This is a genomic window from Anaerophaga thermohalophila DSM 12881, assembly GCF_000191885.1.
GTDB lineage: Bacteria > Bacteroidota > Bacteroidia > Bacteroidales > Marinilabiliaceae > Anaerophaga > Anaerophaga thermohalophila.
This window is the reverse complement of the sequence record NZ_AEWI01000004.1, coordinates 45,730-58,774: the sequence shown is the minus strand read 5'-3', so window position 1 is coordinate 58,774 and position 13,045 is coordinate 45,730. Positions and strand designations below refer to the sequence as shown.

Sequence of the window (13,045 nt, the reverse complement as noted above, 5' to 3'; positions counted from 1 at the left end):
TATTCAAAGTTTAAAATTTTCGGATGCGGCAGGCATACCATCTCCCACCGCATCCGTTAAAAATTATTCAAAGGACCTTTAATCCTTTATAAATTCCTTAATAATTGGGATTCTGTTCAAGATTCTCATTGTTATTAACTTCACTTGAAGGAATTGGGAGACAGTGGTGTCTTCCCACTACAAAGTTGTTGAAATCGGGATCCCTTTGAGCCAGTTCATTAACACCATCCTGATTTTCCATTAATCCCCAACGCCTTAAGTCGGCCCAGCGGTGTCCTTCGAGACATAACTCAAGCGAACGCTCAATTTGCAAACGCTCCAGAAAAGCTTCATTATTCTGGGTAGCTTCGGGATAATTTACTTCAAGATTTGGCATATTGGCCCGGGCCCTCACTCTGTCAACCATTGCCACTGCATCGTCAAGGTTTCCGGCAGGAAGGTTGGCAATGCATTCGGCATACATCAGAAGCACATCCGCATAACGAATTAACCGCACATTAACAGGACTGTGATAATCATCAAAATCACGATAGTAATCGGTTCCGTATTTCCTTACAAAAACACGTCCCTGGTAATTATCCTGGTTCCACACTTCCATGCCAAAACGATAAATCCTGTCATTCCCGGGGAAATCATCCGCCATCTGTTCATAGAAAACACTTTCCCTCAAACGGATATCATATCCTCCATCAAGATTTAGTTCACTTCTGAATTCGTCAACAATCCATGGACGCACTTCGCCATCTGTCCACCCGATTCCGGGAGGTGCAAAAAACTGTCCCCGGTTCAGACCAAGGTTGGGATCAATATCAAAATCTCCATCACCGGCCGGTGCCTTATGAACATCGGAATACTGAATTTCGAAAACGGATTCAACGTTATTCTCATTATAATGAGTGAAGTTATCTTTAAAATTAGCGACCAGGTCATAATATTGAGCGCCTTCACCGTCTACAAGCCATTCCAGGTCCTGGAGTGCTTCGTCCCACTTGTGCTGTTGCATCCGGCATTTGGCCCTCAAAGCATAGGCTGCACCTTTCGTTGCCCGTCCAACATTGCTATCGTCCCATTGTGGAGGTAACATAGCAATAGCGTTCTCAAGATCATTCTCTGCCTGTGCCCAAACATCAGATACAGGATGTCCTTCAGGAGAATCACCCGGTTTAGATGGCTCCGATACAATCGACAAACTGTTGTTTTCACTACCCCAGAGAATGGCCAGGTTGTAGTAGTAGAGCGCTCTGAGGAAATAAGCCTGTCCGAGCAGCCGGTCTTTCTTTTGCTGGTCTTCAAATTCTATATCAGGAACGTAATGCAACACCTGATTGGCACGGAAGATGGCTTCGTAACAATCGCGATAAGTCCAGCCATTGCCTTCCCAAAAATTGTAATTGTTGTAGATAAAACGGGTCCAGTCTGCCAGTTCAATCCAGGGGCTGGAACTAAAACCTTCGTCGGAGGCAAGGTCAAAACGGAACCATATCCAACGCGAGTAAGTTCCCGGCTTGTAAAACATATTATAGATGGCATTAACACCACTTTCGGCATCGGCCTCGTTTTGCCAGAAGTTTCTCACCTCAATATTATTCGGATTGCTTACATCAACAGCATCCTCGCAGGACGAGAGAAGCAAACCAATGGAAAAAATATATATCAATAACTTTTTCATATCTCTAATAATTTATTTTTTAACAGCTCAAAATCTATCCAATATTGAACACCTAAAATGTTAACTGAGCACCGATTGTCACTGATTTTGGATTAGGGAAAGCACCATAATCGTGCCCTCTTTCCCAAATGTTATCGTTCCGGAATTCCGGGTCTAACCCGGTGTATTTAGTAAAAGTGATCAGATTCTGGGCATTAACAAACAACCGGAGGTTTTCAACCGAATTGCCCAGGATATTTTCAGGAAAAGTATAGCCCAGGGCCATCTGTTTCACTCGAAGGTAGGAGCCATCTTCTATCCAGCGTGACTGGTTGCCTATGGCATTACGGCCATCCTGATAGATTGGTCTGGGATCCTCCGCCTCAACATTGTCGGGTGTCCATGGATCATAGTCGGCCCTGTAATTGGAATTGTCATCGAATCTGTCCATTCCACTGCGCGGTCCGTTAAATACTTCATGCCCGAAAGCGCCGGCCATTTGCAACTGAAAGTCTAATCCTTTCCAGGCTACAGTACCATTAATACTGAGGTGAAGGTCGGGCCACGGGCTGCCAACATGCTGACGGTCTGCGTCGGTAATCATCCCATCATTGTTGTAATCTTCAAATCGGATATCTCCGGGCTGTGCATTGGGTTGAATCAGGTTTCCTTCATGGGTATGTGCCAGTACCTCGTCCATTGAACGAAATATTCCGTCCATCTTTATCAGGTACCACTCACCAATAGGCTCTCCAACATGCGATTGAGTATTCCATTGGGTAAAATATTCGCGGCCATATCCAACGGAACTTCCTATCTTAAAGAAAATAAATATCCCTTAAACCCCTTTTCTGTCAAGGGATGCGCCATATTATCAGGCTGATTCCTTCTTAGCTACATTTAGTTTTATATCCAGTGCATCCAATATTTCTTTTTGATGATTCGATAAGTTATGTGGGCGTACTTTTATTTTGGTTCCTTTAAAATCATATTCTATATATTGTATTTTATCAAGGCTTTCAATAGCAAATTTTCGGGTATAGTTTAAACTGGCTATTTTATCTGAAATATATTTGGTTATCATATACGCCAGCATCACAACAAATACGTGGCCCTTTGTCCTATCCTCTTTTCTTACAAATATTGGTCTAAGCTCTTCAATTGTGGTCTTCATGGTCCTAAATGCAAATTCAACCAATCCTAAATCTTTGTATCTATCATGGGCCTCTTTTGTGTTTAGTTCTTCTTTTGGGACTCCCGTTTTAACCACATAACAGCCATCTAACTCCCCTTGTTTTTCTTTTGCTTCCTCATCTATAGATATAGAGAACCCTCTTTCGTTCACATCTACCGTGACGATGTTTTTTAGTTTTAATTTTACCAGCTCATTGTTTATATCTCTTTGCGCAACATTAATTTGTGCTTTTGGATGTTCTTTTAAGTATTTGTTTTTATTAGTCACAAAATCCATCAACCTTTTAATTCGGTCTTCTCTATTTCGTTTTAATTCTATTGCCCTATACTTGTTTTTCCGCAATATGTACCTCACATTATTTTCGCCAGCTACTTCTACCAATTCGTCTTCAAATAAAGATAGCTGCAATACCCCTTTATTTATTAATGATTTAATCTGCTCTTTGGTAATTGTTGTGAGATAATCCCATTTATACTGGTTTGATATGATTTCATCAATCTGGCTTGATTTTATCATTCCTTTATCCCCAACAAAAATAACTCGCTCTACACCAAATACTTCTTTGAGTTTTTTAAGTTGTGACGAAACTGTTTTTGTGTCACCGGTATTCCCTTTGAATACCTCTATGGTAATTGGGTATCCATAGCTGTCGAGCATCAGCCCTACAACTATTTGCATCTTGCCTTTTTTCTTGTCCCTATTATATCCGTATGTGGCCAGTTCGTTTTTTGTCCCCTCCAAATAGGATGAAGTTACATCGTATAAAAATATATTCTTTATTTTTTCTGTTTGATAACGGTGTCTGAAAATTTTCTTTTCTATTTTTTCCTGATTAGCGCTTAACCAATCCAGGTTATCGTATAAGCTATCTTCATTGAAACTGGACACATTGTAAACATTCTCAATATCCTGATTAATCACCCATTCGTTGGCAATGTAATTCCTTGACTGTTGCGTAATTATACGCCCTGCAATTTGCACCATTGCCAGTTTTGCTTGTTTAGAACTGCCTAAGGCCTGATATATTCCCAGTCGGTTGGCCACTTGTTTGATTACTTCAATTGCACCGAATGATTTGCCATTAGAAAGATTCAAGTCCTCTATTGCCGTAATAGCTTTACCTTTAATTAATTTTTCCAAATCATTTACAAGATGTTCTGGCCATTTTGTTAAAGAGGTAATGCTTCTATGTTTAACTTTTTCACCCTCCCTATAATTTTCCATCAGAACAACTGATTGGTAAACCTTATTTTTTGTCTTACGGTATGTTCTTTGAATAAACATATAGCTAAATTTATGTCTTAGCCACAAATATAATAATTTAAAAAATTATATGCAAATGTTTTATAGAATTTTTGTATTAATTCTTTCTTAGCCACACATATTTGAGCAAAAAAAACTCTTAAACTTAGCCTGGCAGTGGGAGTGCTGTGATTTGCCGATAAAATTAGACAGGAAGTTCCGATCCAAGTTCCAAAATCTCGTTTTTCACTGTAGAAATGTTTGTGTTGACCGAATATCGCCAGTCACCTTTAGTTTCGCGCCAGGTAGCAGAAAATTCGAATCCGGTATTCTTTAATGTTGCAGCGTTTACATTGGGATTACCCCCATTATTACCGGTCGACATCAGTATCTGCATTCCTGTCAGAACGTCCTGTGTCTCTGATTTATAATACTCAGCAGACAACTCCAGCCTGTTATTCAGCATAGTTGCATCAACACCTATATTGAACTCGTGGAGTTCCTCCCATTTTAAATCCTCGTTAACCAGTTTTACCTGAGTTTGACCGTTCTCGATGTGTTGATCGGTTCCAAAGATCGCCTGGGGAAAAGAATTGATGAAGGCAACCCAATCCCAGGGGCCAATATTGGAACTTCCCAGAACACCATAATTCGCCCGTAGCTTCATATCATCGATCCAGTCAACATCAAAAAAGCCTTCGTTACTGATTCTCCAGGCTCCTGCAATAGAGGGAAAAACACCGTCACGATAATCAGGTCCGAACTTTGATGATGCATCACGACGAATCGTTCCACTAAGCAGATACCTGTCATCAAAGGTGTAATTAAACCGTCCAAACACAGAAAATAATCTTTCCATGTCTTTGTATCCTCCTGTTTTCGGATCTTTCTGTGCAGCATTCAGCTGCTCGAAATAGGTACCATCGCTAAGGCGCAACAACTCATTTTTAGTTCCCCACAACTGCTCATAAGAAATATCCATAAAGCTGGTTCCGGCGACTGCACCAATGGCATGATTTCCGAAAGTATTGCTGTATTCAAGAGTATTATCGTATACCAGCGAATTGAACCTGGCTTTATTCTTGTTCAGTGAGGAAGGGTCCCATGGCTGATTAAAGGTCCAGTTGCCTTCCTTTCTTAAATATTTGTGCTCATCCGAGCTTGTTTCGAAACCAAAATTGAACTTGTATTTGAGATTGCCAAATAATTCAAGTTCGGTAAAAATGTTACCGCGAACTCTTAAATTTTTATTCTCAGTAACTGTAAGGTCTTCTTTGGCTAAGGGATTTGTACCAAAAGTAACATCTCTTGAACCGTCGCCATACCCGTATCCGCCGGGATTGTCTTCGTTGTACACCGGTATTGTTGGTAACATCCGCCAAACATCAATTATAGGATTGGTATCCAGCTCATCAATCTGATAATTACTGATGATCACGTTTTCTCCGATACGTAATCTCACATTTTCTCCAAAATCCCTGTAAGCGGAAGTATTTACCCTGAAAGTAATCCTTTCGCTTTCTGTTCCGACAGTGGTTCCGGAATTGCTTTGGTAATTGGAAGAAACATAGTATGTGCCTGTCTCTGCACCACCTGAAAAAGATACATTATAGTCATCAACATGACCGGTTTTAAAGGCAACATCCTGCCAATCGGTATTGGCATCAAAATGGTTGGCAGGTTCGTATCCACCGTTTTCGAAAGCCAGGTCGTTCAATTCTATCCACTCTTCACGGTTCGTTAAATCGTAACGAGGCAACCACTGAAAACTTTTTTTGGCCGAAACATCAATCTTCATCGGGCCTTCCTGACCGCTCCTGGTGGTTATGATAATCACCCCGTTTGCTGCACGCGATCCGTAAATTGCTGCTGCAGAAGCATCCTTAAGAACCTGAACCGACTCAATATCGTTAAAATTAAAATCTCTGTTGGCACCTCCCTCAACAGCAATTCCATCGATAACATAAAGGGGTTTACTCGAACCAAAAGATTTGGTACCACGGATTTCAATCCAGCCTTCAGCGCCAGGCTTGCCCTCAGTCCGGCTAAAAACACCCGGAACTGTTCCCAAAACATCGCCAACACTTCCGGTTACAACTGTATTTTTCATCTGCTCGGGCTTAAAAACCGAAACAGCACCTGTCAGGTCTGCTTTCTTCACAGTCTGGTATCCAATAACAACTACCTCATCCAGCGATCGCAAACTCTCATACATTGTAACATCTAAAGAAGACTGACCGGTATAAACAATTTCTTGTTGCTCCATTCCAATAAAAGAGAATACAAGGGTTTGACCTTCATTTACTTCAATCGAAAAGTTTCCATCAGTATCTGTGATGGTTCCTTTCTGAGTGTCCTGTACAATAATGTTTACCCCCGGAATGGGTGCGCCGGAAGCATCTACAACCTTACCGGTTAGTGTGTTTGTCTGAGCAAACAGGCACACCGGTAATAACATTAACATCAAAAACAAGATTCTTTTCATAGTAAAATTGATTTAATAATAAAATTAATGACCAAATTTTGTGATCTTTACTTTTTCTCATCGGGGTAGTAACCACATCACAAACAAACAACATTTGTTAACATTTTAATGCAACTTTTTAGGCAAAAAATAACAACTTCTGACCAATTCTGATATTTTTTTTCATTTGAAGCAACCGGTGCCTAAATTGTTGCATAACCCGACCAGATTGTTGTATTGGAGAATAGAAAGAATTCTTTTATTTAACCTGATCTATTCATAAATTATCTACAACGAAACTTTTGAATAAATCAGACTGGCATTTACTAACAAGTGTTCGTCTATAAACTCGCAAAAATTTTCACAATATGTGTGTCTGTTCAGAAAGTGCCAATTGCAAGGCTTGCGAAGCCGCCAAAACCGGAGTTTACTCATCGTAAATGAGGATTTTGGCGTCAAGCGTAACGAAGCAAGTGGTACTTTATGGACAGACACTAACAAGACTCAGAACAATGCGCTATAAAGTCGACTGGAAAAAAGCAGGAAGTATATGTCTTTTCCTTTTACTTATAAACGGAATGACAATTACCGCCTATAACTTCAAATTCAAGAACTACCAGGTTAACAACGGCCTTTCGGAAAATACCGTGCAAACGATATTGCAAGATAATCGGGGTTTTATGTGGTTTGGTACAAAAGATGGTTTAAACCGCTTTGACGGAAATGAGTTCAAAATCTTCAAGCATGAACCCGGAAACCCGCAATCTATAGGAAATAATTTTGTGCGCACCTTATTCCAGGATGAAGACAATAAAATATGGGTAGGCACCGATCAACAGCTTTATATTTTGGACCCTGTCACCGAAGCCTTCCAGAAATTCAACTATCAGACAAAAGACGGAGTTTCTGTCACCTCCGCAGTAACATCCATTAAAGCAGAAAACCAGGACAAAATATGGATTGGAACAATGACCCAGGGTGTTTTTTGTTATACCAAGTCCACCAACGAATTGGTTCAATATACCCAGGGGAACAGGGGTCCTACCATCGGGTCAAATCTTGTCTGGAGAATTTACCGCGATAATGCCGGCACCATGTGGATAGGCACACGCAATGGGTTAAGTGCTTACAATAAAGAAACAAACACCTTTGTTACATATGGATCGCGTGATGAGAAGAGTCCGATCGAAGACCCCGAGATACTGGCTATATCGGAAGACTCGGACGGTGAATTATGGCTTGGGACTTGGGCAGGAGGACTAGTGAGATTTAACCGGACAACCAATGAGTTTACAAATTACTTTGGGAAAGATGACGAAACTTACATCACCCATATCAGAGCTATTTTCGAATATCAGAAAAATGAACTGCTTGTAGGTTCGGATGACGGGCTTTACCTCTTCAATAAACAGACACTTGAATACAGCAGAGTGGATGACCCGGGCGATCCTTACAGCCTGAGAGACCAGAACGTTTACTCCATATACAAAGACCGGGAGGAAGGTATATGGATTGGAACCTATTTTGGTGGAGTGCATTATATCTCTACCAATAGCAAAATAATTGAACACTATTATCCCAAACAACACAAGAATTCGTTGTCAGGCAAAGCTGTCAGTCAGTTTTGCGAAGACCCGGCTGGTAATTTATGGATAGCCACCGAGGATGGAGGACTGAACTATTTTAATACCAAAACAAAAAAATTCACATCCTATCTTCCCGATGATGATAAAAACAGCATCAGCTATCACAATATACATGCTTTGGTGCTGGACAATAACCGGCTTTGGATAGGAACATTTTCAAGGGGACTTGATTTAATGGATTTGAATACCGGCAAATTTAAGAACTACCAATACAACGAAAACGACACGAACACCATCAACGACAATTGCATCTTCTCACTGTATCAGTCTAAAGCAGGGACTCTTTTTGTGGGAACGCCATTCGGATTGAGCCGGTATAATCCGGATAAAGACAATTTTACCCGTATCCCTGAAATTACGGGATTTGTTTATGACATGACAGAAGATCACCTGGGAAACTTCTGGGTTGCCTGCTATGGAGAAGGCGTATTTAAGAGAGATCGTGATACTGAAAAGTGGATAAATTACAGGCACGATATTAAAGACAAAACCTCCCTTTGCTTTAATAAGATTACCGATGTTTACCAGGACGAGCAGCACAGGCTCTGGTTTTCGAGCGAAGGTAGAGGAATTTGTAAATACAACTATGATACGGATGATTTTCTGACTGTCGATCAAAGCAAAGGATTGCCCAACAATGTAGCCTACGGCGTGGTAGATGATAACCATGGTAACATATGGGTAAGCACAAATAAAGGTATTTCAAGAATAAATCCTGCTACTCTCGACATTAAAACCTATACACAGGAAGATGGTCTGCAAAGCAATCAATTCAATTACCGCTCAACTTATAAGGCAAGCAACGGTAAATTCTATTTTGGTGGAATCAACGGTTTCAATGCTTTTTATCCAAACGAACTCAAGAAGAACAAATATGTTCCTCCCGTATTTATCACAAAATTTGAACTACTTGATAAACCGGCCTCATCAAAAGAAGACTCCTCGTATAATAGGACGCTGCACACCACCAAACAGATCACTTTGAAACACAATCAGGCTTCATTCCGGATCAGTTTTGTCAATCTCAGTTTTCAGGCCCGTTCAAAAAACCGGAATGCATATATTCTGGAAAATCTCAACAACAACTGGATAACTACCGGTAATCAAAACCAGGTGTCATACATCAACTTAGCTCCGGGTAAATACGTTTTCAGAGTAAAAGGCTCCAATAACGATGGCCTCTGGAATAATGAAGGAGACGCTCTGGTCATTGAAATTCTTCCGCCCCTATGGAAAACCAATTATGCCTATGCTTTGTATTTTGTTCTATTCATCGTCATGGTCTTGTCCATCGCAAGAGTTTACCTGAAAATCTCGCATACAAAACATGAAAAGAAACTTGAAGAATTCAGAGTGAAGAAAGAAAAAGAGATATACCTGTCAAAAATTAATTTTTTTACCAACATCGCTCATGAAATTCGTACCCCCATCAGTCTTATTAAAGCTCCCCTCGATTGCATCAAAACAGCAGGACCTTTCCAACCGGAAGTAAAAGAAAACATCAAGATCATCGATAAAAATGCCGAGCGACTGCTCAACCTGGTCAATCAATTACTCGATTTTCGTAAAATTGAAGAAAACAGTTATACACCAAACTTCGAACCGGTTAATTTTAATACACTGATAACAGATGTTTGCTACAGGTTTAAAGCCGCAGCCTCTCAGAAAAAGATTACGCTTCAGACAAACATGCCCGAAGAGTCACTTACCTTTAATGCCGACCGCGAAGCACTAACAAAGATCATCAGTAATTTAATGATCAATGCCCTGAAATTTGCTCATAAAAAAATAGTCATAGACCTCAGAAAAAAGGATAATTTCATAGAGATTTCTGTAACAGATGATGGTCCCGGAGTTGAAGAAAAATACCGGAATCGGATATTTGATCCATTTTTCCAGATAGAAGGAACAAACAAAGACGATAAAAAATACGGAACCGGCATCGGGCTGGCGTTTTCCAGGCAACTGGCCGAAAAACACGAAGGAACGATCTTTCTGAAAAACGACCCGCATCACCAGGGGGCTGTCTTTGTGGTCAGGATAAGCACCAACCTGAGCAAAAGCAAAATGACCGTTAAATCCGACTCAAAGTCTGTAACGGAAAAAATAACCGGAGAGTCGGATTCACCTCTCTCAAATTCCAACGGAAAACCCAACTTACTGATCGTAGAAGACAATGAAGACCTATGCAATTTTCTCGAACGAAACCTGAAGGTGGAATACAGTGTTCACAAAGCCTCTAACGGTAAGGACGCCTTGAGACTTCTTGAGGACAAAAGTGTAGATATTATTATCAGTGATGTTGTAATGCCTGAAGTTGACGGTCTTGAGCTGGTTCAGAAAACACGTGAAAACAAGCAATACAGTCATCTGCCTATCATTCTCCTTTCGGCCCGGACCAACGTTGAAACCAAAATACAGGGGCTGGATGTAGGGGCAGACAGTTATATCGAGAAACCTTTTTCAGTAGATTACCTGAAGGCACAGCTCCACAGCCTCATCCGCAACCGCGAACGACTGCTCGAAAAATTTGCCAACTCTCCTTTTGTTCCTTACGGCACCATTGCAAACAACAAAAAGGATGAAGAATTTTTAAATGAACTTAACGATGAGATAGAGCACAATATGACCAACCCCGATTATTCAATTAATCATTTGGCCAATGCCATGTCGATGAGCCGTTCTAATCTTCAACGTAAAATAAAAGGAATTTCAGGGATGACCCCGAATGATTACATCCGCGTGTATAAACTAAAAAAAGCCGCCCGCCTGATCATCGAGGGCGAATACCGGATTAATGAGATATGTTATCTCGTCGGGTTTAATAATGCTTCTTATTTTTCTAAATGCTTCCATAAACAATTTGGGAAATTACCCAGCGAGTTTCAGAAAGAAACGAGCATGACAAGATTTGTCACAAAAGAACATGTATAAGTTCTTGCATGCGAGTTCCATCCGACCTTAATAATTAAATTTTATACGGGTGAAAATATAAACCAATAGATTACCAGGTGCTGCGGTGTGTTTCTAAATGATCAGGTTAAAAAACACATTTCTCAGGATCATACCACTCACATGAAATCTTACCTGTCGTATCTCAAAATCCAATAACCTATTAATTTCCTATCTTTGCCCGAAAATTCTCAAAAACGATGGATAGAAAGAATATTACAGTCATATTTTTAATTACCCTTACTTCGGTCATGGGAGTAGCCAGTATCACACCGGCATTACCCCAAATAGTAGAACGCTTTAATATTACCCCCACCCAGGTAGCTTTGCTGATAACGGTATTCACGTTTCCCGGTATTTTTTTAGCCCCTTTTGCCGGTCTTTTGGCCGATAAATGGGGCCGCAAGAAAATACTTTTACCCTCACTGCTGTTATTCGGTGCCTCAGGAATTGCATGCTTTTTTACCCGCGACTGGGAAGTACTGCTGGTTTTACGTTTTTTTCAGGGAGTGGGCGCCGCGCCACTTAGCTCGTTGAATTTAACGCTGATTGGCGATTTGTTCTCCGGCGAACGCCGGGCAGCTGTTATGGGATACAACGCGAGTGTTTTAAGCATTGGCACTGCCCTGTATCCGGGCATTGGCGGCGTTTTGGCCATGGCCGGATGGCAATATCCCTTTTTGCTGCCCCTATTGGCTATACCAACGGCAATAATGTTGCTGCTTTTTCTGAAAAATCCCGAACCCACCAAAAAAGTTTCTTTTACCGATTATATCAAAGAAGTATGGAGCTATATTAATAAAAAGACCGTATGGGGACTTTTCCTGGTGAATATCCTCATGTTTGTTATTTTATATGGTTCATACCTTACCTATTTCCCGCAATTACTCAAAGAACGATTTCAGGCAGAAGCATGGCAAATCGGGCTTACAATGTCTGCCTTTTCGATCGTAACCGCCACTGTATCCTCCCAGTTGGGGCGAATGCACAGGCACATGAAACCACTCCAGATATTCAAACTCGGATTTGTGCTTTATGGTGTATCTATGCTCGGCCTTGCTTTTGTCTCTCAGGCATGGCAACTCGTTCTTCCCATTATATGTTTCGGTATAGCCCATGGCATAATGGTACCAAGTGTTCCGAATGTATTGGTTACCTTTGCCCCTAACAATGTCCGTGCAGGTTTTATGTCCATCAACGGGATGATTCTTCGCACCGGCCAGACACTCGGCCCGGTTACCATCGGTTTTTTTTATATGCTTGGTGGCACCAGCTTTGCCTTTATCGGAGGAGCCATCGTGGCAGTTTGTATGTTCGTGATTTCGTTGTTTATGATTAAACTGTAAAGAATTATGAGCCCGGTCTGAAAAGCATGTTTTTTAGACCACAATCAATATTATGAATACGATCCCTTCGGGGGTCATTTATACCTCGAAAAGACGCTAAATCGGAAAGTCTTAATATAAAAGTTTTATATCCTCCAAACGGAGCCTGAAAGGCTCCTATGTTTATAGCTTATTGACATAAAAAATATCGACGCCGAAGGCGTCGTACAATTTTTAAGTTCCCCCTTCGGAGTAGAATGCAAATCCACTCCTGCGAGGGGAACGGAATTCGGTAAGTTGTCGTCCGCCACTCCTGTCGGATAATATTGAAAAAGACCTGTTTATTACTCAATATTTCTCAGCTCAATAACTGCACTTTTCAACCCTGTTCCTTCCGCTTTTAACTGTACAGGCTCTTGCGAATCATCCAATCCACGTACAATAACCAGGGCCAGGCCACTGAATACCTGTCGTTCGTGCGACGGAAACTATTGTTCACCAACTTCATTCCCCATGCTCCAAAGTATCACAGAAGGATGATTCCTGTCGCGCCGTATAAAGGCTCTCATATCC

At 41.0% G+C, this 13,045-nt stretch carries 7 protein-coding genes; 2 read left to right on the top strand and 5 right to left on the bottom strand.

The window, feature by feature from the left end; translation table 11 throughout:
* Positions 1-97: 97 nt before the first annotated feature.
* The 4 genes from ATH1_RS0102005 to ATH1_RS18795 form a co-directional block, all read right to left on the bottom strand.
* Positions 98-1,669 carry a RagB/SusD family nutrient uptake outer membrane protein gene (locus ATH1_RS0102005; RefSeq protein WP_010416894.1) on the bottom strand — a complete coding sequence of 524 codons (1,572 nt, stop codon included), beginning with the start codon at positions 1,667-1,669 and terminating at the stop codon, positions 98-100.
* 52 nt (positions 1,670-1,721) lie between these two features.
* Complete coding sequence (locus ATH1_RS0102000; protein ID WP_010416891.1) at positions 1,722-2,369, bottom strand: SusC/RagA family TonB-linked outer membrane protein; 648 nt, start codon at positions 2,367-2,369, stop codon at positions 1,722-1,724.
* A gap of 153 nt (positions 2,370-2,522) precedes the next feature.
* Complete coding sequence (locus ATH1_RS0101995; protein WP_010416888.1) at positions 2,523-4,127, bottom strand: IS1634 family transposase; 1,605 nt, start codon at positions 4,125-4,127, stop codon at positions 2,523-2,525.
* A 163-nt stretch (positions 4,128-4,290) separates the two neighbouring features.
* The gene (locus ATH1_RS18795) at positions 4,291-6,570 is read right to left on the bottom strand and encodes a SusC/RagA family TonB-linked outer membrane protein (protein ID WP_010416884.1); all 2,280 of its coding nucleotides are present in this window, start codon (positions 6,568-6,570) and stop codon (positions 4,291-4,293) included.
* Positions 6,571-7,061: 491 nt separating this feature from the next.
* Between ATH1_RS18795 and ATH1_RS0101985 the strand changes: the two genes are divergently transcribed.
* A complete protein-coding gene (locus ATH1_RS0101985) occupies positions 7,062-11,129 on the top strand; it encodes a two-component regulator propeller domain-containing protein (RefSeq protein WP_010416879.1) in 4,068 nt (1,355 codons plus the stop codon).
* Between the two features lie 218 nt (positions 11,130-11,347).
* Positions 11,348-12,493 carry an MFS transporter gene (locus ATH1_RS0101980; RefSeq protein ID WP_010416875.1) on the top strand — a complete coding sequence of 382 codons (1,146 nt, stop codon included), beginning with the start codon at positions 11,348-11,350 and terminating at the stop codon, positions 12,491-12,493.
* A 467-nt stretch (positions 12,494-12,960) separates the two neighbouring features.
* Here ATH1_RS0101980 and ATH1_RS20310 read toward each other — a convergent pair whose 3' ends face one another.
* Positions 12,961-13,041, bottom strand: a complete 81-nt coding sequence (locus ATH1_RS20310; RefSeq protein ID WP_245531684.1) for a glycoside hydrolase family 2 TIM barrel-domain containing protein — start codon at positions 13,039-13,041, stop codon at positions 12,961-12,963.
* Positions 13,042-13,045 lie beyond the last annotated feature (4 nt).